The organism is Pseudomonas sp. HUK17 (assembly GCF_001566765.1).
In genome coordinates, this window is sequence record NZ_LSMW01000005.1 from 324,105 (window position 1) to 346,836 (window position 22,732).

The following is a 22,732-nucleotide window of genomic DNA, read 5'->3' on the forward strand; positions in this document are numbered from 1 at the left end:
CGAACTCAAAACTAACTAACCAGAAAATCAAACAGCCAAATCATTAAAGCAAAGGTAAAAGCATGGACGTAATCGCAGTAATTAACTACAAGGGTGGCGTTGGAAAAACAACTGTGACATCCAACCTCGCAGCTGAACTAGCTCTCCGCGGAAAAAAAGTTCTACTACTGGACACCGATGCTCAAGCGAGCTTGACCTTCTCTTTTGTTAAGCCTGATTTCTGGGATGAAAATTACAAAGATTCACTAACAATCAAATCTTGGTTCGATGCGATATCCGAAGGCAAGGAACCCCCACCCCTTAATGAATTTATAATCACACCAACCGAAGTCAATAGACAGCTCAAAAAATCCAAATCAAACGGAAGCATTGACTTGATTTGCTCCCACCTTGGCTTGATCAATGTTGACTTGGAGCTTGCTACCCTTTTAGGAGGGGCAAACATGCAACAATCAAAGTCAAACTATATCAAGGTGCATGCCAAGCTTCGAGATGCGATAACCGTCCTGCAATCTGAATCGGATTATGACATACTGCTTATCGATTGCCCTCCAAACTTCAACATAGTGACCAAAAACGCAATAATTGCTAGCCAGCAAATATTAATACCTGCGAAACCAGACTATCTTTCAACCTTGGGGATTGATTATCTTCGTCAAAGCGTCACACAACTCGCATCTGAATTTAATGACTATGCGGGTATAGACTCTAACATTAGGAAAATTTCCCCTGAGATCTTGGGGGTAGTCTTCACCATGATACAAATCACTAGCAGTCAACCCATTTCTGCGCAGCGTCAATATATTGCACAGACAAAAAGATCTGGAATACCCACATACGAAAATTATTTCCGCGAAAACAAAACGATGTTTTCAAGTGCACCTGAAAGCCTCGTTCCTGCTGTTTTGCAATACCATGCCGGTGGAACTTACGCCGACATAGTAAGTGAACTGGAAGATTTTGTTGAAGAATTTGAAGGAAAACTACAGGGTATTGCGAAATGATCAAAGAAAAATACGACCTTGCATTCGCGCTGCGCCGTTGGGCAGACGCAATGGCATCGCTTAGCGATGATGACCTTCAAAAACTAGCTGATGAAAGCTTTTCTATAGAGATAAAATTCTCCAAACGGAGATCAAAAAACGAATACAAAACTCTTGAGCAGGTTGATATTTCTGAACTAGCCGAAAAGTTAATTTCTATCCAAAGCAGGGATTTGGCCTTCTCGTTTTTAAACGAAAACTTTAAAACAAAAAAAGGCTTGGAAAGCATTGCAAGAGCATTAGACGTAGTCGTACTTAAAACCGACAAAGCTGAAAGTCTTGCTGAAAAAATAGTTGAATCTACAGTTGGAGCAAGAAAAAGATCTGAAGCCATACAGGGTTATAGAAGTACTTCAGCGGGAGAGGTTGATACTGAAGAAAACAAGACATAAACAAAGTATCTCATCAACTTTAAGCCAGTATTTTAGCTACTGGCTAACTCTACTCCAGTGCCCCAAGCATGCCTCTATAGCACTAAACCGGCACTGGAGCCCCACAACAGCGATGTCAATGACCCGCATAAAAGCAACAAAACTCAAAAGCAAACCAGCCATCAATCTCTATCATCACACGGAAACCGCTCACACAGTTAAAAAACATCAATCCTTTGGGCTATTGCGCTTTTAGCCTTACCAAGTATTTTATCCGTCAGTGCGCTCCGCACGACCACCTCACTCTTGCCAACGATTGCTCCCCTCTTTCATGGCCGTGTCATAGGAAGCCCTATGCAAAACTCCCGCTCCCTCTTGGTCGCGTTGCTCTTGGCCAACACCGGCGCCGCCTGGGCCGAGTCCAATACGGCCAACGTCCAGCAGGACGGTGGCTTCAACAGGGTGAACCTGAACCAGGGCAGCGAGCTGTCGGCGCGTAACAAGGCCGATATCCAGCAGAGCGGCATCTTTCTCACTACCCAGGTCACCCAGCAGGACGATGCTGATGACAGCGTGCGGGTGGTGCAGGACAGTGCCAGGAGCTATGCCGAGGTCAACCAGACCTTGGGTTCGCAGCGGCGGGTGGATATCGAGCAGCTCAATGCGGGCTACGGGCGCGTGCAGGTCGATCAGGGGCCGGGCAGTGGCAACGAGACGGTGGTGCGGCAGAGCGGTCTGCGGCTGGACACCTTTGTGCAGCAGGATGGTGGCTTTCACCGCATCGACATCGATCAGACCAGCGACCGGGCAGGTGGTAATACCCTGACGGCGCGGCAGGACGGCCTGAACGGTAACCTTGAGTTGCGCCAGAGCGGCGATGCGCTGGACCTGCAGGTGGTCAGCTTCGGGCTACGCAATAGCGCCTGGGTGAGCCAGAACGGCAACGACTTGACCACCCTCATCGAACAGCGCGGCAACGATAACTACATCGGCCTCAAGCAGGCCGGCGAGCGAACCGATTCCACCGTTGTGCAACAGGGTAACGGCAACGATGCCCAGGTCCGGCATTCCAGCGCCTATTCGCGGCCCAGCAACGTCGATATCGCCCAGCGCGGCGATCTCAACCGCGCCGACGTCAATGTCTATGGCGCCGGCAACCAGCTGACCTTGGCGCAGACCGGTAATGGCAATAACGCCGACGCCATCGCCTCGGGCGAGGGCAATCAGCTGGATCTGGTATCTAACGGCGAGAGCAACGGCGTCTCGGCCTACTACCTGGGTAACGACGGCCAGCTGAAGGTCGATCAGCAGGGCGACAATCTCGGGGTGACGACTTATGTCACAGGTAATGCCTCCAGCATCACCGTCGCCCAGACCGGCAGCCAGCACACCGCCGACCTGACCCAGAACACGGCGGGCAATGCCATCAACATCACCCAGAGCGGCTTTTCCAACCATGCGGTGATCAACCAGTAGGTCTAATTCCTCGCACAAAATGGGCTGAAGTTTAAAGGGGCTTATCTTCTCAATGCCTTGCTATACGTTGGCGTGTACGCTGCCAAACAAGCCAGCGGAACAGCATTAATACCGGCCTTGGAAGTGCGGCTTCGGCTCAATTAATCGCAGGGCAAGGCCTAGCAGCCAGCGCGTAAATTTCAATCCAAAGACTGCCTTGTACCTGCCGCAATAGGCAGGTACTATCGCTATACCCAAACAGCCCGAGGCTATAGCGCACCATGAAAGACTTCGATGCCGGCTCTTTTTCTGACGTTGCTAACACTCCACTGGCCAGTGCTCTGTGGCAGTTCTTGCACAGAGACACCTCTATAGCCTGTTTGGAAACCACCACCTATTTGAAGCGACCCGCGATTGAGGGCCTCCAACCTCATCTGCTGGCCGAATTCGGTGATGAAATCAAAGCCGACAGGGTGAAACAGATGACCGGGCGCATGGTTAAGCAGGTAATGGAGAGTCGTGGCTATCGTCTGGAGCAAATCGACGTCAGCATCCGCAGAAAGGATCTCTACAAAACTGCTGCCCGCTATGCCAAGCCCGAGGAGCAACAATGAGCAGGTTCATTTGGACCGAGGAGAATCTGCCACAGCTTGGGCTTATCTTTCTAGGAAAGGTTTTGGACAAGATGCGCAAAGAAGGCGCGACTGTCAGGTTTGGGAATACCGGACAAGGTATAAAGCCCAATTATCAGGTCCGCCTCCCTAACACCGTATCCATATCTTTTAGCGGGCTTAGCCACAAGAGATTCAACGGCCCTGATACCTTTGAAGAAAAGAACCTGTCAGAGCCGTTTTCTTTCAGCACTATTCGTACGGCCTACGCAGGCACCAAAACTCGCTAATAGCCTGAAAAGGGATAGCGAGATGACCGAGCCGACCGGGCAGAATCTCCTTGCGCTTTCCTGTCGGCCAGTCAGCTCCTAGTCAGGTGATTCGCTACAGCTAACCACCGGGCGTGATGCTGGCCCCCTGACCGAACCGGCTGGGCTACCCTAGGAGGCTAGTCACGATCTGGAGGGCGTACTCGCATGGCAGCCAAACTCAAGGACAAGACCGCCCTGATCACCGGCGCGGCCCAGGGCATAGGCGCCGCCATCGCCCGGGCCTTCGTGGCGGAGGGCGCCTTCGTCTATGTCACCGACCTCAACGATGACCTCGGCCGCGCCGTCGCCGCCGAGCTGGGTGACGGTGCCCGCTACCTGCACCTGGATGTGCGCCTGGAAGACGACTGGCAGCGGGTGACGCGGCAGATCCTCGCAGAGAGTGGCCGGTTGGACGTGCTGGTGAACAACGCCGGGATCACCGGCTTCGAACAGGGCGTGGTGGCTCACGATCCGGAAAACGCCCGTCTCGAAGACTGGCACGCGGTGCATCGCACCAACCTCGACGGCGTCTTTCTCGGCTGCAAATACGGCATCCGTGCCATGCGCCCGGTTGGGACCGGGTCCATCATCAATATCTCGTCGCGCTCCGGGCTGGTGGGCATCCCCGGCGCGGCGGCCTATGCCTCGTCCAAGGCCGCCGTGCGCAACCACAGCAAGACGGTGGCCCTCTATTGCGCGGAGCAGGGCCTCGCTATTCGCTGCAATTCCATCCACCCCGCCGCCATCCTCACGCCGATGTGGGAGCCCATGCTGGGCGACGGACCGGACCGCGAGGCACGCATGGCCGCGCTGGTGCAGGATACGCCGCTGCGGCGCTTTGGCCGGCCCGAGGAAGTGGCCGCCGTGGCATTGCTGCTGGCCTCCGACGAGGCCGGCTACATGACCGGCAGCGAGCTGAATCTGGACGGCGGTCTGCTGGCCGGTTCGGCGGTGACGCCCGCGACGGCGGAAGCGCCCTAGCCGGAGAGTAGGCAAAGACCGCGGCCTGGTGTAAGCGGCTATGCCGGTGTTTCAGAGCAGGGTGTCTTCCTGGTAGTAGAGCCGCAGCCCACGCGCCTGGTAGTTGGCCAGGGCGGCCGGGTGATCGAGGGTGCAGGTATGCACCCAGACGCGCTCGGTACCAGGCCAATCCCAGGCAGAACGGAGGGCATGGCTGAGCAGCGGCCCGCCGAAGCCGAGCCCCATGAAGGCACCGGCCAGGCCGAAGTAGCGGATCTCGGCGTTGCGGCCATCGGGGCGGTACAGCTCGTAGTAACCGGCGATGGCGCCCCGGTGATAGGCGACCCAGGTACGGTGGCCTTCCTGCTCCACCAGTTCGCGCCACTGGGCGTCGCTCCAGCTGTCGAGATCGCTCCAGTCCCACGCCTGTCCGACCAGGGCATAGAGGAAGCGATTGAGTTCGGGTTGCGGCACCTCGCACTCGACGATCTGCAGGTCAGGCCGTGGCGGCTTCTCGCGCAATTCGGTCGGTGCGGTCATCTCCAGATAGAAGGTGGTGTAACTCTGCGTCATCGGCTGATTCCTTGGTAACGTCAAGCCCGATTGTGACCAGAGCCAGGGGAATGCCGCCAGCCTGATTGCGACCTCTGGCACGCGGCCTGAGCGCGATACCGAGACTTTGCCTTGGGAACCTGAGGTGGTATTGGATGAGTGCCCTACCTGTCGAGGATAACCATCATGCCCCTCTCATCGCGGCTGACGCCCCTGTCCGAACAGAACACGACGGCAGAACAGCAGCGCGTGCTGGCCGAGATCCAGAGCGGTCCACGGGGCAATCTCGACGGGCCCTTCCTGGCCTGGATCCACAGTCCGGCGCTGGCCGATCACGCCCAGCGGCTGGGGGCCTTCTGCCGCTACGGCACGCGACTGGAATTGCGCCTCACCGAACTGGCGATCCTCACCACCGCGGCCTGGTGGCGCTCCCAGGCCGAATGGCAGATCCATGCCCCATCGCCCGTCAGGCGGGTCTCCCTGACCAGGTGATAGAGGCACTCCGGCAAGGCCGCGTGCCGGTCTTCGCGACGCCCGAGGAGGCCTGCGTGCATGCCATTGGCGTCGCGCTCTACGACACCCGGCGGGTTCCCGAGGAGCTCTATCAGCAGGGCGTGGCGCTGTTCGGCGAAGCCGGGATGGTCGAGCTGATTGGCGTCTATGGCTACTACAGCCTGGTGGCCATGACCCTCAACGCCTTCGCGGTGGATCGGGGCGGCGACGCGCCCCTGCCCTTCGCCGAATAGCGCCGGCTGCTCGTGGCTACCCGGCCACCGCCGCACCGGTCGCCCGACCGCGCCAGGCCAGGATCAGGGCCATCGCCAGACCCAGGGCGGCCATGCCGGCGCCGGCCAGGGAGATGGCCGGATAGCCGAGACCGGCGTCGATCACCGCGCCGCCCAGGGCCGCGCCAAGGGCATTGCCCAGGTTGAAGGCGCCGATGTTGACCGCCGACGCCAGGTTGGGGGCGTCCTTGGCGGCTTCCATCACGCGCATCTGTAGCGGCGGCACCAGGGCGAAGCTGGCGATACCCCAGACGAGGATGGCTACGGCAGCCGCCAGCGGCCAGCGCATCAGCACGCTGAAGGCCAGCAGCACCAGGATGAGCACGCCCAGGGAGGCGATCAGGGTGCGATCGATGGATTTGTCCGCGGCCTTGCCGCCCCAGAGATTGCCCAGGGTCAGGCCGACGCCGAACAGCACCAGCATGGCGGTGATGAAGGCCGTGGAGCCATGGGTCTCGCGGGCGAGGATGGGCGCGATGTAGGTGAAGACGGTGAACATGGCGCCCGAGCCGACCACGGTCAGCCCGAGGGCGGCCAGTACCGGCGGACGACCCAGCACGCGGATCTCGGCCAGCACCCCGTCGCTCGGTGGCAGGGCCACATTGGGCAGGGCGAACCAGAGCGCGGCCATGGTCAGCAGGCCGAGACCGGCGATGCCCCAGAAGGCCTGGCGCCAGCCAAGCAATTCACCGAACCAGGTGGCCAGGGGCACGCCGCCGATGGTGGCCAGGGTCAGGCCCATGAACATGGCGGCAACCGCCCCGGCGCGCCGATCCGGGGCGACCACGCTGGCCGCCACCAGGGCACCGACGCCAAAGAAGGCGCCATGGTTAAGCGAGGTCACCACCCGGGCGATCAGCAGGCTGGTGTAGTCGGTGGCCAGCGCCGACATCAGGTTGCCCAGGGTGAAGATGGCCATCAGGCCGATCAGCAGCTGGCGACGCGGGATGCGGCCGGTGGTCAGGGTCATCAGCGGCGCGCCGATCAGCACGCCCAGGGCATAGGCGCTGATCAGGAGGCCCGCCGCCGGGATGGAGACGCCAAGATCGGCAGCGATGCCGGGCAGCATGCCCATGGGCGCGAATTCGGTGACGCCGATGCCAAAGGCGCCGGTGGCCAGGGCCAGCAGGGGTGGATTGATACGCATGGAAAAGGCTCCTTATCTATGCGGTGAATGCTAAGCTCCTCGCTCGAACGCCGGTAGACGGCGGTTTTGGCATGCACCTTTGCTGTGGAGTCACAAGTGGATCTGACTGGTCGCTCGGGAGAGATGGCGGTGTTCGCCCAGGTGGTCGAGGCCGGCAGCCTGTCCGCTGCCGCCAGAGCCCTGCGCCTGACACCTTCGGCGGTGAGTCGCTCCATCGCCCGCACCGAGCAGCGCCTGGGTACGCGGCTGCTGCTGCGCACCACCCGGGCCATCACCCTCACCGCCGAGGGCGAGGCCTATCTGCGCGCGGCGCGGCGCATCCTGGCGGACCTGGCCGAGGTGGAAGACGCCATCGCCGACCAGGGCGTGCCCAGAGGGCGACTGAGGGTCAGCGCCGCCCTCGGTCATGGCCGCATGACCCTGGTGCCGCTGGTGGCGGCCTTCAGCGCGCGCTATCCGGATATCGTGGTGGACCTGGCGCTGGGTGACGAGGTGGTGGACATCCTCGCCGGCCAGGCCGATGTGGCGATCCGCTTCGGTCATCTGGCCGACAGCCCCCTGAGTGCCCGCCCCATCGGCGTCACCGGGCAGGTGGTGGTAGCCTCGCCCGCCTACCTCGCCCGCCACGGCACGCCTCAGGTGCCAGAGGACCTGCTCGAACACAACTGCCTGAGATTCAACTTTCGCCGCGCCCTGCCCGACTGGCCCTTCGTCCGCGATGGCCAGGCCTTCGCCCTGAAGATCAGCGGCAACATCGAGTGCAACAGCGGTGAGGCCCTGGCGCTGCTGGCCCGGGAAGGCGCCGGCATCGCCCGTATCGGGGAATTTAGCGTGGCCGACGACCTGCGCAGCGGCGCCCTGGTGCCGCTGCTGGAGGCCTGGAATCCGGGGGATCTGGAACCCATCCATGCGGTGTTCGTCGGCGGCTCGACCATGCCGGCGCGGGTGCGGGTGTTCGTGGATTTCCTGGTGGAACGACTGGGCCGCTGACGCGCCCTTCGACCGGCGTCGCCCTGGTATGGGCAGGCGCTTTGCCGCCTGCGTCATTCGCCAAGCCGGTCCGCTTGTAATAGTCTGAGCAATCAACACGCTTAGATCGGGTCCGCGTCGCGGCGTCATCGCCCACGGCAAGGCCGCTCGCTGCCCGTTGCGGCGGCCCCTCCTGCCTGTCGCTGTCGCTGCCGACGGCGGTACGTCCCAGGCCCTCTTTCCTCACCCCGCAGGAGCTCTCTTGTCCAACCTTCCCTCGCCGCTGGCCTTTCTCGACGTCCCCGGTGAAATGGCCGCGCTGATGCGCCAGAAGGACTGGTCCCAGACGCCCTTCGGCCCCCTGGAGACCTGGTCGACGGCGCTGCGTTCGGCGGTCAGCATCTGCCTCGGCTCGCGCTTCCCCATCGTGCTCTACTGGGGCGAGACCCGCGCCCTGATCTACAACGACGCCTGGAGTCCGGTGCCGGGGCGCAAGCATCCCTGGGCGCTGGGGCGCGCCGGCTGGGAGGTCTGGGCGGAGATCTGGGACATCATCGGACCGATGTTCGATCACGTAATGGCCACCGGCGAGGCGACCTGGTCGGAAGACCAGTTGCTGCCGCTGAACAGATTCGGCTACGTGGAGGAGTGCTACTTCTACTACAGCTACAGCCCGGTGCGCGGCGAGACCGGCGCGGTGGAGGGCATCTTCACCGCGGTGACCGAGACCACCTACCGGGTGCTGACGGAACGGCGCGAGCGATTGCTGCGCAACGTCTCCGAAGCCACCTCGGCGACCCGCGCGGCGGTGGACGCCTGTCGCGAAGGGGTGCGCTGCCTGCATGAGGTGTCGGAGGAAGCGCCCTTCTGCCTGGCCTATCTGCGTGACGCCGCCACCGGCGCCCTGAGGCGCGTGGCCCTGGCCGGGCTGGCCGCAGACGATCCCCTCGCGCCACTGGAGGTCACGGCGGACAGCGACGCCCTGCCCTGGTCCTTTGCCGCGGCCCGCCAGGCGCCAGCGCTGATCGGCGGGCTGGCCGAACGCCTGGGGGGCCGCCTGATCGGCACGCCCTGGCCGGAGCCGCTGGAAGAGGCCCTGGTGGTGCCCATCCCCGGCCCGCCGGGCGAGGAGCCCCATGGCTATCTGGTCGCGGGCATCAGTCCACGACGGCGGGTGGATGCCGACTACCGGAATCTCTTCGTCCGCGCCGCCGGGCACCTGGGCACCGCCATCGCCAATGCCCAGCGCTACGAGGAAGAACGCCGCCGCGCCGAGCAGCTGGCCGAACTGGACCGCGCCAAGACGGCGTTCTTTTCCAACGCCAGCCATGAATTCCGTACGCCGCTGACACTGATGCTCGGCCCCCTGGAAGACATGCTGGCACGCCCGGACCGCACCGCGGGCGAACCCCGGGTCGGTCGCCAGGAGCTGGAACTCATCCAGCGCAACGGCCAGCGCCTGCTGCGCCTGGTGAATTCGCTGCTGGACTTCTCGCGCATGGAAGCCGGCCGGATGCGCGCGAGCTTCGCGCCCCTGGACCTGGCGCTCTATACCGCGGAACTCGCCAGCAGCTTTCGCTCGGCCATGGCCCGCGCCGGCCTGGCCTTCGGCATCGACTGCGGCCCCCTCGACGAACCGGTCTGGGTGGATCGCGACCTCTGGGAAAAGATCGTCCTGAATCTGGTCTCCAACGCCTTCAAGTACACCCTGGCGGGCGAGGTGCGGGTCAGCCTGCGGCGCCAGGATGGCTATGCCGTGCTGGCGGTCGCCGACAGCGGCGTCGGCATCCCGCAGAGCGAACTGGGCAAGGTGTTCGACCGCTTCCACCGCATCGAAGGCCAGATCGGCCGGACCCACGAGGGCACCGGCATCGGCCTGGCGCTGGTCAAGGATCTCACCGAGCTGCATGGCGGCGAGGTGCGGGTCTCCAGCCAGATCGGCGTGGGCACCACCTTCGAGGTGTGGCTGCCGTTCGGCCACGCCCATCTGCCCGAGGCCAACCGGGTCAGCGCGACCCAGGTGTCTACCGCCACCCGCGCCGACACCTTTGTCGCCGAGGCCCTGCGCTGGCTGCCGGACGAGCCGCTCCCCAGCGCCCCCATGACGCGCGACGAACAGGTCGGGGGTGGCCAGGGGCGCGGCGAGCGCATCGTCCTGGCCGACGACAACGCCGACATGCGCGGCTATGTCGAACGGTTGCTCAAGGAGTCCGGCTACCAGGTGGAAGCCGTGGCCGACGGCCGCGCCGCGGTCGAGGCGGTGCAGCGGCAACTGCCGGCGCTGGTGCTGTCCGACGTCATGATGCCGGTGTTGGACGGCTTCGGTGTGCTGCGCGCCCTGCGCAGCGACGAGGGCACCGGCCAGGTGCCCATCATCCTGCTGTCGGCACGGGCCGGCGAAGAGGCCTCCATCGAAGGCATCGCCGCCGGCGCCGACGACTACCTGGTCAAGCCCTTCAGCGCCCGCGAGCTGATCGCCCGGGTGGAAGGCGCCATGCGCCTGGCGCGACTCAGACGCGAGACCGCCGATGCCCTGCGCCAGGCCAACGAGGTCCTGGAAATCCGCGTCCGCGAACGCACTCGCGAGCGTGACCAGCTCTGGGCCTACAGCCACGACCTCATCGGCATCGCCGACAGCCGTGGCATCTGGGTCAGCATCAACCCGGCCTGGACCCGTACCCTAGGCTGGACGGTGGACGAGATCATCGGCAAGACCTCGGAATGGCTGGAGCATCCCGAGGATCGCCAGCGCACCCGCCAGGAGATCGCCCAACTGGCGGCGGGCGCCGCCAGCTTCAATTTCGAGAATCGCTTTCGCACCCGCAGCGACAGCTACCGCACCCTGTCCTGGACCGCCGTGCCCGAAGGCGGCCTGCTCTATTGCGTGGCCCGTGACGTCACCGTCGAGCGCGAACGGGCGCTGGAGCTGGAACAGGCGCGGGACGCCCTGCGCCAGAGCCAGAAGATGGAAGCCATCGGCCAGCTCACCGGCGGCATCGCCCATGACTTCAACAACCTGCTCACGGCGATCACCGGCTCGCTGGAATTGCTGCAGCGCCATTTGAACGGCGAACAGCCCCGCGCCGAGCGCTACATCGGCATCGCCATCGCCTCGGCGCAGCGGGCCGCCGCTCTCACCCAGCGCCTGCTCAGCTTTGGTCGGCGCCAAGCGCTGGATCTGCAGCCGGTGGACGTGAATCGGCTGGTCACCGGCATGGAGACCCTGATTCAACGCACCCTCAACGAGAACATCCGCCTGCAACTGCAGCTCGATGCGGCCACCTGGTCCACCTGCAGCGATGCCAACCAGCTGGAAAACGCCCTGCTCAATCTCTGCATCAATGCCCGGGACGCCATGATCCAGGGCGGCCAGCTGGTGATCACCACGCGCAACCTGCGTGACCCCCGATTGCTGATGCTGCCCGAGCGCCTGAGCGGCGACTATGTCGAGCTGGCGGTAGAGGATACCGGCAGCGGCATCCCGGCCGCCGTGCTGGAAAGGGTCTTCGAGCCCTTCTTCACCACCAAGCCGCAGGGCAAGGGCACGGGGCTGGGCCTGTCGATGGTCTATGGCTTCATCAAGCAGAGCGGTGGCTACATCGACCTCCACAGCGAGGAAGGCCGCGGCACCCGGGTCAGCCTGCTGTTCCCGCGCCATCAGGGTGTCGCCAGCGAAGCCGTGCCGGAGGAAGTGGCGCTGCAACCGGGTCGCGGCGAGCGGGTGCTGGTGGTGGAAGACGAACCCGGAGTGCGCCTGCTGATCGTCGAGGTGCTCAAGGACCTGGGCTATACCGCCCTCCAAGCCGAGGATGCGCCCACCGCCCTGGCGCTGCTGGAGCGCGAGCCGCAACTGGACCTGGTGGTCTCCGACGTGGGCCTGCCGGGGCTGAACGGCCGCGAGCTGGTGGAAGAGATCCGTCGCCAGCGCCCCGGCATCGCCGTGCTGCTGGTGACCGGCTACGCCGAAGAGGCCATGGACGTGCAGCGCTTCCTCGGCCAGGGCATGCAGCTGCTGCAGAAGCCCTTCGCCATCGAGGTGCTCAGCGAGCGCATCCAGGGCCTGTTGCAGGACCGTCGCGAGCACCCCTGACCAGGGTTTGCGCCCTGGGCGGGAAATCCTGGGGCTGACGCCTGTCCTATCCAGCCAGGTCGGACCGACCGCCTTCCGTCGCCAGCGGCGCGGGGGCGGTGCGACCTGGCTTACCCCTCAGGTTTTCAGGATACCCGCGTTCCCTATGTCTTCCTCCCGCTCCACCGCTCCCGCCGCCGACCCTGATCAGAAGGCCTCCGCCCGGCGACTGATCTTTATCACCGTCCTGGTCGCCACCATGGGCGCCCTGGCCTTTGGTTACGACACCGGCATCATCGCCGGCGCCCTGCCCTTCATGACCCTGCCCGCCGACCAGGGCGGCCTGGGCCTCAACGCCTACACCGAAGGCCTGGTCACCGCCGCCTTAATCGTCGGCGCGGCCTTCGGCTCGCTGGCGGCGGGCTATCTCGCCGACCGCCATGGCCGGCGCACCACCCTGCGCCTGCTGTCGATCCTCTTCGTCGTCGGTGCCCTGGGCACCGCGGTAGCGCCCTCGGTGGAGCTGATGGTGGTGGCGCGCTTCGTGCTCGGCCTGGCGGTGGGCGGTGGCTCGGCCACGGTGCCGGTGTTCATCGCCGAGATCGCCGGACCCAAGCGCCGTGGCCGCCTGGTGAGCCGCAACGAGCTGATGATCGTCAGCGGCCAGCTGCTGGCCTATGTGCTCAGCGCGCTGCTCGCCTGGCTGGTGCACGACAACGGCATCTGGCGCTACATGCTGGCCATCGCCATGGTGCCGGGCATCCTGCTGTTCGCCGGCACCTTTCTGCTGCCCACCTCGCCGCGCTGGCTGGCGGCCAAGGGCCGGATCGAAGAAGCCGAAGCCGTGCTGGAACGCCTGCGCGACACCCCCGAGGAGGTGGCGCGCGAGGTCAAGGAGATGCGCGAGAGCGAGGAGCAGGCCAAACATCGGCCGCCCTTGCGCGAGCTGCTGAGCCAGGGCTGGGTGGTCAAGTTGCTCTTGCTGGGCATCGGCCTGGGCTTCGTCGCCCAGTTCACCGGGGTCAACGCCTTCATGTACTACACCCCGATCATCCTCAAGAGCACCGGCATGGGCACCAGCGCGGCCCTGACCGCCACCATCGGCAACGGCGTGGTCTCGGTGATCGCCACCCTGCTGGGTATTTGGGCCATCGGCCGTGCCGGGCGCCGCACCCTGCTGCTGGTCGGCCTGGTGATCGTGGTGCTGGCGCAACTGGCGCTGGGCAGCGTGCTGCTGTGGCTGCCGCAGAACCTCACCCAGAGCTACCTGGCGCTGGCCTGCATCCTGGTGTTCCTGCTGTTCATGCAGATGTGCATCGCGCCGGTGTACTGGCTGCTGATGTCCGAGCTGTTTCCCAACCAGGTCCGTGGTCTGCTGACCGGGGTGGCGGTGGCCGTGCAGTGGCTGTGCAACGCCACCGTGGCCTTCAGCTTTCCGGTGGCTCTGGAAGCCATCGGCAACTACACCTTCTATGTTTTCGCCGCCATCAATGTGGGGTCACTTCTGTTCGTCTATTTCTGCTTGCCGGAGACCCGGGGCAAGTCGTTGGAAGAAATCGAACGCCATCTGAAGAAAGAGTTGTAGCGGGTCGTTAGCTGACCGATCGACGATTTTCCGGCTTGCTGCGGACCAAATGGAATAATTTTTCTTGCCGTATCAAGTCGGAATTATCCAGGCCGATGCAGAGTGAAGGCATGCTGCCGTCACTCTTCGCGCCAGGGCGCGACCGGGGCTTTCGATGAACATCAAACAAAAACTCACATCGCTTTTCGCGGTAACCGCCTGCCTCCCGGTGATCCTGGTGGCGGGCGTGGTCATCATGAACGTGCGCAGCCAGGCCACCGGGGACTTCCTCGACGGTAGCGGGCGCGAAATCCGTCAGATCGATCGCAACATCCAGCAGTTCTTTGCCGGCATCCAGCAGAACGTCGACTACCTGGCCAAGGAGCCGAGCATCCTGGCCCTGGATGGCCTGAAGAACTACCAGGGCGCGGATGCCGCCCAGCAGCCGCAGACCGAAGCCGGCCAGCAAGCGGTGAGCTATTTCACCCGCTTCGCCAAGACCCACCCCACCACGGCCTATCTGTCGATCGGCCTGACCGATGGCAGCTACGCCAGTTGGCCGGACGACGCCAAGCTGGCCAACTACGACCCGCGCGTGCGCCCTTGGTACCAGGCGGCCATGAACAATCCGGGCAAGGTGGTGCGTACCCCGGCCTACTACTGGGCGACCGACGACGTCTCGCTGATGGGCATCGTCCGGACCATGGAAGACGCCAGCGGCAAGGTCCGCGGTGTGGTGGGCCTGGATATCTCGCTCAAGCAGCTCACCGATCTGGTCAAGAGCATCACCCTGGGCCAGAGCGGCTACCTGATGCTGGTGGAAGAGAATGGCAACGTGCTGGTCGACCCGCGCGATCCCAAGCACAACTTCAAGCAGCTCAAGGAGCTGGGCGACGCCTACCAGACCCTCAGCGGCATCCAGAGCGGCCTGGGCGAGGTCACCCTCAATGGCACCGACTACATGGTCAACGTCTATCAGGCCAAGGACCTCGGCTGGAAATTCATCGGCCTGATCGAGCGTAACGAGGTGATGGGCAAGGCCACCGCCCTGACCTGGCAGATCGCCGGCATCACCGCCGTACTGGCGCTGTTGTTCGCCGTGCTCGGTGCGGCCTTTGCCGGCATGATCGTGCGACCGATCCGTGGCGTCTCCGCCGGTCTCGAATCCATCGCCCAGGGCGAAGGCGATCTGACCAAGAGCCTCAACGTCCAGGGCAAGGATGAAACCGCCGCCCTGGCCGGCTGGTTCAACCAGTTCCTCGCCAGCATCCGCCAACTGGTGCAGCGTATCGGCCAGGCCTCCACCGACCTGCAGCAGGCGTCGCAGACCACCACCCAGGCCGCCGCCAGCATGAACGAGGTGGCCGGGCGCCAGCGCGAGGCCGTGGAAATGGTCTCCACCGCCTTCAACGAGATGGTCGCCACCTCCAACGAAGTGGCGCGTTCCTGCAGCCACGCCGCGGCCTCCGCCGACGCCGGTCACCACCGGGTGCAGGAAGGCTACGGCCAGATCGAGAAGGCCACCGGCAACGTCAATCGCCTCAGCGGCAGCCTGGCCGAGTCGGCCCAGGCCATGGCGGTGCTGGAGCAAGACAGTCACAACATCAACACCATCCTCGACACCATCCGCGGCATCGCCGAACAGACCAACCTGCTGGCGCTCAACGCCGCCATCGAAGCGGCCCGTGCCGGTGAACAAGGTCGTGGCTTCGCGGTGGTGGCCGACGAGGTCCGCGCCCTGGCCAAGCGCACCGCCGATTCCACCGGCGAGATCGACGGCCTGCTCGGCAACCTGGCGCGCAAGACCCAGGAGGTCACCCGCCAGATCGACACCAGCCTGGAGCTGTCGCAGACCAGCGTGGCCTCCATCAGCGAGGCGCGTGGCAGTTTCGAAGGCATCCGCCAGTCGGTGGACGAGATCCGCGATCAGGCGCTGCAGATCGCCGCGGCAGCCGAGGAGCAGCACCAGGTGGCCGAAGACATCAACCGCCACATCGCCCAGATCCAGGACGATGCCCAGCAGGTGGAAGGCCTGGCCCAATCCACCACCCGCGACTCCTCGCGCCTGTCGCAGCTGTCGGGCGAGCTGGATGGACTGGTGAGACGCTTCAAGGCCTGATGGCTGGTTGAGCGAGCGAAAGCCCCGCGGGTGATCCCGACGGGGCTTTTTTGTGTGGCCGAATGGGGCAGAACGTACCATTGGGCTTCGCTGCGCTCAGCGCCAACCTACGGTGCTGCACCCGTAGGTTGGGTTGAGACGGCCCTATCGTCGAAGCCCAACCCCCCTCACCTCAAGCCCCGGACGGCGAACCCTGGTCGCGATCGCCGCGCAGGCTGCTGTGGGCCGCCTGGCAGATCTCGCGCAGGCCGCTCTTGAGGCCCTCTTCGAGGGTGGGGTGATAGAAGGGCATGTCGAGCAGCGAACTGGCGGTCTCGCCATGGATCAGCGCCAGCACCAGCAGGTGGCCGATATGGTCCATGCCCGGCCCGACCATGGCGGCGCCGGTGAGCTTGCCGGTGCCTGGCTCGGCATAGAAACGGGCGATGCCCTGGTTGCGCGCCTCGACCCGGGCGCGGCCCTGGTCATGGTAGGAAGAGGTGCCGATCAGGCTGTCCTCATCGGGCGGACTGCCCAATACGGCCACCGGCGGATCGGTGAAGATCAGCGAAAACAGCGGCGATCTCGGTGTGGGCCGTACCTCAGGATAGCAGGCGGCATTGTGCCCGGCGATGGCGCCCTCGTCGGAGGCCTCATGGAGGATCGGCCGGTCATGGTCGGCATCGCCAGCGATGAAGATCGACGAGGACCCGCACTGCAACGTCTTGGGGTCGTAGACCGGCGTGCCATGGTCGTCCAGCTCGATGCCGGTGGTTTCCAGGCCCAGGCCCTTGAGTCGCGGCGGACGGCCGGCGGCCACCAGCACATAATCGAAGTCGCCCTCGCCAGTCGCGGCACCGGACCAGGACAGCCGCACGCCCGCGCCCTCACGGCGGGCATCCACCTCAACATTCAGGTACAGGGTCAGATCCTGCGCCAGGATCTTGCGCAGCTCGGCCTTGACCTCGGTGTCCTGGAGCGCACCCAGGCCATCATCCTGACCGAACAGGGTGACGGCCACGCCCAGGCGGGCCATGGCCTGGGCCAGTTCCAGGCCTACAGGACCGGTGCCTATCACCGCCAGGGAACGAGGCAGGTCGGGCAGCTCGAAGATCGTTTCGTTGGTCAGGGCGCGGTCGCCCAAGGCGTCGAAGGGCGCGGGCACCAGCGGATAGGAGCCCGTGGCGATGATGATACTTTTGGCCTGAATAGTTTTACCATTATTCAGTTGCAGTCGATCTGGCGCGATGAAGCAGGCGGTGGCGCGTTGGGCCACACCCTCGGGTAATTTCTCGAAACCCTGCTTGGTCGCCGCAACGAAGTGATCGCGTTCGCGGCGCACCCGCGCCATGACGGCGGCGCCATTGACGTGGACATCGCCCACCTCGATGCCAAAGGTCGCGGCGCGCTGGACGGCATGATGGGCCTCCCCTGCGACGATCAGCAACTTGGAAGGCATGCAACCCACCGAGGCACAGGTAGTACCGGCCCAGTGGTCATCGATCAACAGGGTGCTGGCGCCCTGGCGCCGGGCGGCGCGTTCGGCGGCGAGGCCCGCGGTTCCGGCGCCGATCACGGCGACGTCGCACTGCAGATCGGCGGGGGTCGAAGCGGCTACAGGGTCACTCATCTCATCACCTGAGGTTACGGAGGGTCACCCGACTCGCGCCAGGACTCCAGCTAGTGACCCCAAGCGCAGCGTTGAGGTTGCATCCTCAAGGCGTGACCCACTTCGACAAAAAACCGACAATTCTTGTCAGGACCGTCAAATTCTATGCCACTCGTCACCTTATACTGGCGATCTGGAACCATTGAGGCTTCATATCCTCAATTAGCCAACTTATATGGACGCAGGCATTCACATGGAACGTGACATCAGCAAGATTCCGCTCATCAACGATTGGTCCTACCTGATCGCTCTGGAAACCGGTCTGTTTACCCGTGGTGAACTCAGCGGTACGGTGCTCAAGGCGCTCAACGACCAGGCCCGCCTGCTCTCCCGTCGCTACCTGGTGCAGAAGTCCAAGCTGGACGTACGCAAGCTGTCGCCGGCCGAGACCGAGATCCTCGATACCCTCAGCGACACCGCCGCCAGTCTGAGACGCCGCCAGCGGCTGCCGCACAACATCGTCAAGAGTCTCAGAGCCGGCGGCCTGATCGCCGCCGTCGAGCGCAGCGTCTGCGCCTCGGGCATCCTGCAGTGCCACAACGGCTTCTATGAAGACGGCCTGGAGCCGGGCGCCTTCGAACGGATCGTCATGCGCCACCCACAGGAATTCGGCGATCACGCCCGCCAGAGCGCCGCCCTCTATTTCGCCCAGGAGCCCTTCGCCCTGGAACAAGCGCAAGAAGCGCACGACCAGCCGCTGCAGGCCAGCGCCTGATGCACGAGGCGCGCGCAGCGCAAGGGGCGGCCGGGAGGCCCCAGACCCCGTTCGCCTGCGCGCGTCTCGTCGTCCCCGTCGCCTCTCGCGGTACCGCTCTCCCGGAGTCCTGGCGCATGACGCCCGCTTTCGCGCCGCTCAGCCCCCCATAGCCCCTGCCCTCGCCGGCTGGCCGATCTCGCTGATCGCGTCGGCTGTCGCCCTTTCGTTGCCGGTATAGCCGGCAGCGGCCTTTGCCTGCGTCCGTCGCGCTGACGGGCGTTCCCGCCGATGCCGTGTGCGTCGCCGTCCGCCTGGAGTCCGCTCCCGGGCGGCGGCCGCGGCATGGGCCACGGCTGCGAGGAGCAGACATGACCACCGCCCACGTCCCCCAGGGACGCAACAACTTCGATTTCCTGAGATTCGCCGCGGCCTCCACCGTGGTGATCGGCCACGGCTTCTGGCTCTCGGGTCACATCGGCGCCGAGCCGATCCTCAACTTCACCGGTTTCACCGACGCGGCCAACATCGCCGTATATGTGTTCTTCGTGATCAGCGGCTTCCTGATCACGGCGTCCTTCCAGCGCAGCCGCAATCCGCTGGATTTTCTCGCCAAGCGCGCCCTGCGGATCTTTCCAGCCTTGATCGTTTCGGTGCTCTTCTCGGTGCTGGTGGTGGGCTGGCTCGCCACCAGTCGCGAGACGAGTGCCTACTTCAGCGATCGCCAGACCCTGGGCTTCTTCAAGAACATCCTCTTGATGACGCGCTTCGAACTGCCCGGCGTCTTCACCGGCAATCCCTTTCCCGACACGGTGAACGGCAGCTACTGGACCCTGCCCTACGAGGTCTTCATGTACCTGTCGCTGCTGATCATCGGGGTGCTGGGGCTGCTGACCCGCTCGGTGGTCATGGCCACCCTGGTGGTGCTGGTGCTGGGCAACTTCCTGCTGCTGCCGCAGATGGGCATCGCCAGCTTCGTGCTGCACAAGGTGTTCAGCCTGGGCATGTTCTTTTTCGCCGGTGCCCTGCTGCAACTGGCCGGGCCGCGCATCCCCTGGCGTCTGGACCTGGCCCTGGCGCTCTGTCTGCTGTCGCTGGCAGCCATCGTCTGGCACGTGCTGCCGGTGATCCACCTGGTGTCACTGGCCTATGTGATCATCTACCTGGCCCAGGTACAGGTGCCGGTGCTACACGGCTTCGGCCGCTTCGGCGACTATTCCTACGGCCTCTACCTGTTCAACTTCCCGGTCCAGCAGTTGCTCATGCACTGGTTTCCCGACAGCTTCTCGCTGCCCGGTTTCCTGGTGGTGAGCTACGTCCTGACCCTGGGCCTTGCGGTGCTGTCCTGGCACCTGATCGAGGCGCCGGCACTGAGACTCAAGCCGCGGCGCCAGGCCCCCACCGCCCCGGTGGCTCCCGCCTGACGGGCAACGGCCGGTCGACTCAGCCGAGGCGACCGGCCAGGGCGAACCCGGCCAGGGTCAGCAGCAGCGATCCCAGCACATGGGCGGTGATGGTGAGCGCCGCCCAGCCCAGGCGACCGCTCTGCAGCAGCGTCACCACCTCGGCGGAAAAGGTCGAGAAGGTGGTGAAGCCGCCGCAGAAGCCGGTCACCAGGAGCAGTTTCCATTGCACGTCCAGCCCCGGATAGCGAGCGAACAGCCCCAGCGCCAGACCGATGACGAAGCCGCCGACCAGGTTCACCAGCAGGGTGCCCATCGGCAGCAGCGGGAACAGTGCATTCAGCCGCAGACCGACCCACCAGCGGCAGGCGCTTCCCAGGGCACCGCCGAACATCACCGCGAACAGCGCATAGGGCATCTCGAACTCCTCTCAACGACGACGGGCGGCGACCAGCAGCACGGCGATGCCGGCCAGGGCTGACAGCAGCGAGCCCAGCAGCACCCCGATCTTGACCTCGTCGACCAGGAAGGGCGCACCCGGAAAGGCCAGGGCACCAATGAACAGACTCATGGTAAAGCCAATCCCGCAAAGGAGGGCCACGCCGTAGAGCTGCAGCCAGCTGGCGCCCTCCGGCAGCCGCGCCAGGCCACTGCGGATGGCCAGCAGCGCCATCAGCGAGATGCCCACCTGCTTGCCGAGAAACAGCCCCAGGGCGACGCCCAGCGGCACCGGGTCCAGCAGATTGCCAAGGGAAATGCCGGCCAGGGAGACCCCGGCATTGGCGAAACCGAACACGGGCACGATGAGGAAGGCCACCCAGGGGTGCAGCACGGATTCCAGCCGGAGCAGCGGCGAGGCGTCGTCGGCCGCGCTATCGCCCAGGGGAATGAACAACGCCAGGATCACCCCGGCCAGGGTCGCATGGATGCCCGAGCGCAGCATGCAGAACCACAGCAGCGCCCCGACCAGCAGATAGGGCAGCAGGGCGGTGACCTTGAGGCGGTTGAGCACGAACAGCACCGCCACCAGCCCTGCCGCGGCCAGCAGCATGCTGGCGGAGAGATCGCTGGTATAGAACAGGGCGATGATCAGTACCGCGCCGAGGTCGTCGAGGATGGCCAGCGCCGAAAGGAAGACCTTGAGCGATACCGGCACCCGCGACCCCAGCAGCGACAGCACGCCGAGGGCGAAGGCGATGTCGGTGGCGGCGGGAATCGCCCAACCCGAGAGGGTCTGGGGATCGTGGCGATTGACCAGGGCATAGAGCAGCGCCGGCACCAGCATGCCGCCCAGGGCCGCGAGGCCCGGCAGGGCGCGATCGCCCCAGCTGGCGAGTTGGCCGACCGCCATCTCGCGCTTGATCTCCAGGCCCACCAGCAGAAAGAAGAGGGCCATCAGGCCGTCGTTGATCCAGTGACCGACGGAGAGCCCGCCGACGTACCAGTGCAGGCTGGCGAAGTAGCCCTCGGCCAACGGCGAGTTGGCGACGATGAGGGCGATGGCCGCGGCGACCATCAATACGATGCCGCCGGCGGCCTCGGCGGCGCAGAAGCGCTGAACGAAGGCCAGGGCCTTGGTGGGGGAAGGTAGGGATGACATGGGCAGCAGGACTCCTGCGCGGCGGCCCGACCTGCGCTCGATTCAACCTGTCCTACCGCGCGACTGCGGCGACACCCAGCCGATAATCCTACTACGGCGGACGGCCCCTCGCAGTAGAAAATCCACCTGGGGCGGCAGACGCTCTGGAGCGCTGCCTGACCGCTGGAAGAGGCGGCACGGGGACCGGTTCGGTCTTGCCAGGGCGGCGTACAGGGAGGACCATCAGCGCCCTCGTTCTGCCTAGCAGCTGCTTTCCCATGTCCCAGGAACCCCTTACGCCGTCCCCCTCGCCCTCCCTTTCCGCGCGCCTGGTCCAGGGCCTGCGCGCCTTCTGGCCCGCACCGCTACCCATCGACGGGCGCGAGCGACTACGCGCCAGCCTGGGCGCCGGCCTCGGCATCCTGCTCGCGGCGCTGCTGGCGGCCTGGTGGCTGGAAGGCCAGCCGGTGCATCAGCACGGCGCCCTGGCACTGGCCCTGGTGGCGCCGCTGGGCGCCAGCGCCGTGCTGGTGTTCGCCCTGCCCTCCAGTCCCCTGGCGCAGCCCTGGTCGGTGGTGGGTGGCAATACCCTGGCGGCGCTGATCGGCATCGCCTGCGCGCGGTGGATTCCCGAAGCCAATCTGGCCGCCGCCGTGGCGGTCGCCCTGGCCATCGCCGCCATGTTCACCCTGCGCTGCCTGCACCCGCCGGGCGGCGCCTCGGCGCTACTGATGGTGCTCATCGGCGCCCAGGACTTCAGCTATGCCTGGAGTCCGGTGGCGCTGGACTCGCTGCTGCTGGTGAGCGCCGGTCTGCTCTACAACAACCTGACCCGGCGCCCCTGGCCCCATGTGCCACGCCCGGCCGAGCCGAGCAGTGAGACGCGCCTGCAGCGCGCCGACCTGGACGCCGTGCTGGCGCGCTACAACCAGGTGCTGGACATCAGCCGCGACGACCTTGCCGAATTGCTCGAACAGGTGGAGGCGCGCGCCTACCAGCGCAAGATGGGCGAATTGCGCTGCGCCGACGTCATGAGCCAGCAACCGGTGACGGCCCGTGCCGAGATGCCGCTGCAGGAAGCCTGGGCGCTGATGCGCGCCCGGCGCATCAAGGCGCTGCCGGTGGTGGATCGCCAGGGCTATCTGCTGGGCATCGTCACCGTCGCCGATTTCATGCGGCAGATCGACCTGGACGTGCACGAGGGCCTCGGCTGGCGCCTGCGCTCCCTGGTCCGGCCGAAGGCGCGCCAGGACGAACACAGCGTCGGCCGCATCATGACCCGCACCGTGCGGGTGGCCAGCGCCGACCGCTTGTTGATCGATCTGGTACCGGTGTTTTCCGAGAACGGCCACCGCCACATCCCCATCATCGACGGCTCGCGCCGCTTGGTGGGCATCATCACCCAGTCGGATCTGATCCGGGCGCTGTACCAGGCGGTGCGCGTCTAACGAT

18 protein-coding genes and 2 pseudogenes are annotated in these 22,732 nt (G+C 64.7%); 15 read left to right on the top strand and 5 right to left on the bottom strand.

Annotation, left to right across the window (positions count from 1 at the left end):
- The first annotated feature begins 62 nt into the window (after nucleotides 1-62).
- From AX284_RS11680 to AX284_RS03585, 6 genes are all read left to right on the top strand, one after another.
- The gene (locus AX284_RS11680) at nucleotides 63-1,004 is read left to right on the top strand and encodes a ParA family protein (protein WP_082731502.1); all 942 of its coding nucleotides are present in this window, start codon (nucleotides 63-65) and stop codon (nucleotides 1,002-1,004) included.
- Nucleotides 1,001-1,435 (top strand): hypothetical protein, encoded by a 435-nt coding sequence (locus AX284_RS11830; protein WP_153015310.1) that lies wholly within the window; start codon nucleotides 1,001-1,003, stop codon nucleotides 1,433-1,435. Before AX284_RS11680 ends, AX284_RS11830 begins: the two co-directional genes overlap by 4 nt.
- Before the next feature lie 333 nt (nucleotides 1,436-1,768).
- Nucleotides 1,769-2,890, top strand: a complete 1,122-nt coding sequence (locus tag AX284_RS03570; protein WP_068383623.1) for a hypothetical protein — start codon at nucleotides 1,769-1,771, stop codon at nucleotides 2,888-2,890.
- Between the two features lie 260 nt (nucleotides 2,891-3,150).
- Nucleotides 3,151-3,483 carry a hypothetical protein gene (locus AX284_RS03575; protein WP_068383627.1) on the top strand — a complete coding sequence of 111 codons (333 nt, stop codon included), beginning with the start codon at nucleotides 3,151-3,153 and terminating at the stop codon, nucleotides 3,481-3,483.
- Nucleotides 3,480-3,770, top strand: coding sequence for a hypothetical protein (locus tag AX284_RS03580; RefSeq protein WP_068383629.1), 291 nt, complete (start codon nucleotides 3,480-3,482; stop codon nucleotides 3,768-3,770). The genes AX284_RS03575 and AX284_RS03580 overlap by 4 nt, the downstream gene beginning before the upstream one ends.
- Before the next feature lie 186 nt (nucleotides 3,771-3,956).
- Nucleotides 3,957-4,772: an SDR family oxidoreductase gene (locus AX284_RS03585; protein WP_068383631.1), complete on the top strand. Its 816-nt coding sequence runs from the start codon at nucleotides 3,957-3,959 to the stop codon at nucleotides 4,770-4,772.
- A gap of 51 nt (nucleotides 4,773-4,823) precedes the next feature.
- On the opposite strand, the gene AX284_RS03590 is transcribed toward AX284_RS03585, so the two are convergent.
- Nucleotides 4,824-5,324: a GNAT family N-acetyltransferase gene (locus AX284_RS03590; protein WP_068383633.1), complete on the bottom strand. Its 501-nt coding sequence runs from the start codon at nucleotides 5,322-5,324 to the stop codon at nucleotides 4,824-4,826.
- A 165-nt stretch (nucleotides 5,325-5,489) separates the two neighbouring features.
- On the opposite strand from AX284_RS03590, the pseudogene AX284_RS12235 reads away from it, so the two are divergent.
- Nucleotides 5,490-6,049 (top strand): annotated as a pseudogene (locus AX284_RS12235) (carboxymuconolactone decarboxylase family protein).
- A 16-nt stretch (nucleotides 6,050-6,065) separates the two neighbouring features.
- On the opposite strand, the gene AX284_RS03600 reads toward AX284_RS12235, so the two are convergent.
- Nucleotides 6,066-7,235, bottom strand: a complete 1,170-nt coding sequence (locus AX284_RS03600) for an MFS transporter (protein WP_068383635.1) — start codon at nucleotides 7,233-7,235, stop codon at nucleotides 6,066-6,068.
- 96 nt (nucleotides 7,236-7,331) lie between these two features.
- On the opposite strand from AX284_RS03600, the gene AX284_RS03605 reads away from it, so the two are divergent.
- The 5 genes and pseudogenes from AX284_RS03605 (at nucleotide 7,332) to AX284_RS12245 (ending at nucleotide 15,956) form a co-directional block, all read left to right on the top strand.
- Nucleotides 7,332-8,225: a LysR family transcriptional regulator gene (locus tag AX284_RS03605; RefSeq protein WP_082731503.1), complete on the top strand. Its 894-nt coding sequence runs from the start codon at nucleotides 7,332-7,334 to the stop codon at nucleotides 8,223-8,225.
- 241 nt (nucleotides 8,226-8,466) lie between these two features.
- Nucleotides 8,467-12,294, top strand: coding sequence for an ATP-binding response regulator (locus AX284_RS03610; protein ID WP_068383640.1), 3,828 nt, complete (start codon nucleotides 8,467-8,469; stop codon nucleotides 12,292-12,294).
- A gap of 145 nt (nucleotides 12,295-12,439) precedes the next feature.
- On the top strand, nucleotides 12,440-13,858 hold the full coding sequence (locus tag AX284_RS03615) for a sugar porter family MFS transporter (protein ID WP_068383641.1): 1,419 nt from the start codon (nucleotides 12,440-12,442) through the stop codon (nucleotides 13,856-13,858).
- Nucleotides 13,859-14,093: 235 nt separating this feature from the next.
- A pseudogene (locus AX284_RS12240) lies at nucleotides 14,094-15,101 on the top strand (cache domain-containing protein); the annotation flags it as partial.
- A 126-nt stretch (nucleotides 15,102-15,227) separates the two neighbouring features.
- Entirely contained in the window at nucleotides 15,228-15,956 is a 729-nt protein-coding gene (locus AX284_RS12245) for a methyl-accepting chemotaxis protein (RefSeq protein ID WP_442963836.1), read from the top strand.
- Nucleotides 15,957-16,128: 172 nt separating this feature from the next.
- Here the strand turns inward: AX284_RS12245 and AX284_RS03625 are convergent, their stop codons facing one another.
- A complete protein-coding gene (locus tag AX284_RS03625; RefSeq protein ID WP_068383647.1) occupies nucleotides 16,129-17,565 on the bottom strand; it encodes a dihydrolipoyl dehydrogenase in 1,437 nt (478 codons plus the stop codon).
- A 232-nt stretch (nucleotides 17,566-17,797) separates the two neighbouring features.
- Between AX284_RS03625 and AX284_RS03630 the strand changes: the two genes are divergently transcribed.
- Nucleotides 17,798-18,319: a hypothetical protein gene (locus AX284_RS03630; RefSeq protein ID WP_068383649.1), complete on the top strand. Its 522-nt coding sequence runs from the start codon at nucleotides 17,798-17,800 to the stop codon at nucleotides 18,317-18,319.
- Between the two features lie 350 nt (nucleotides 18,320-18,669).
- Entirely contained in the window at nucleotides 18,670-19,722 is a 1,053-nt protein-coding gene (locus AX284_RS03635) for an acyltransferase family protein (protein ID WP_068383650.1), read from the top strand.
- 19 nt (nucleotides 19,723-19,741) lie between these two features.
- Here the strand turns inward: AX284_RS03635 and crcB are convergent, their stop codons facing one another.
- Both crcB and nhaA read right to left on the bottom strand, forming a co-directional pair.
- Nucleotides 19,742-20,119 (bottom strand): fluoride efflux transporter CrcB, encoded by a 378-nt coding sequence (crcB, locus tag AX284_RS03640; RefSeq protein WP_017638665.1) that lies wholly within the window; start codon nucleotides 20,117-20,119, stop codon nucleotides 19,742-19,744.
- Nucleotides 20,120-20,131: 12 nt separating this feature from the next.
- Nucleotides 20,132-21,301, bottom strand: a complete 1,170-nt coding sequence (nhaA, locus tag AX284_RS03645; protein WP_068383651.1) for a Na+/H+ antiporter NhaA — start codon at nucleotides 21,299-21,301, stop codon at nucleotides 20,132-20,134.
- A gap of 257 nt (nucleotides 21,302-21,558) precedes the next feature.
- On the opposite strand from nhaA, the gene AX284_RS03650 reads away from it, so the two are divergent.
- A complete protein-coding gene (locus tag AX284_RS03650) occupies nucleotides 21,559-22,728 on the top strand; it encodes an HPP family protein (protein WP_068383652.1) in 1,170 nt (389 codons plus the stop codon).
- Nucleotides 22,729-22,732 lie beyond the last annotated feature (4 nt).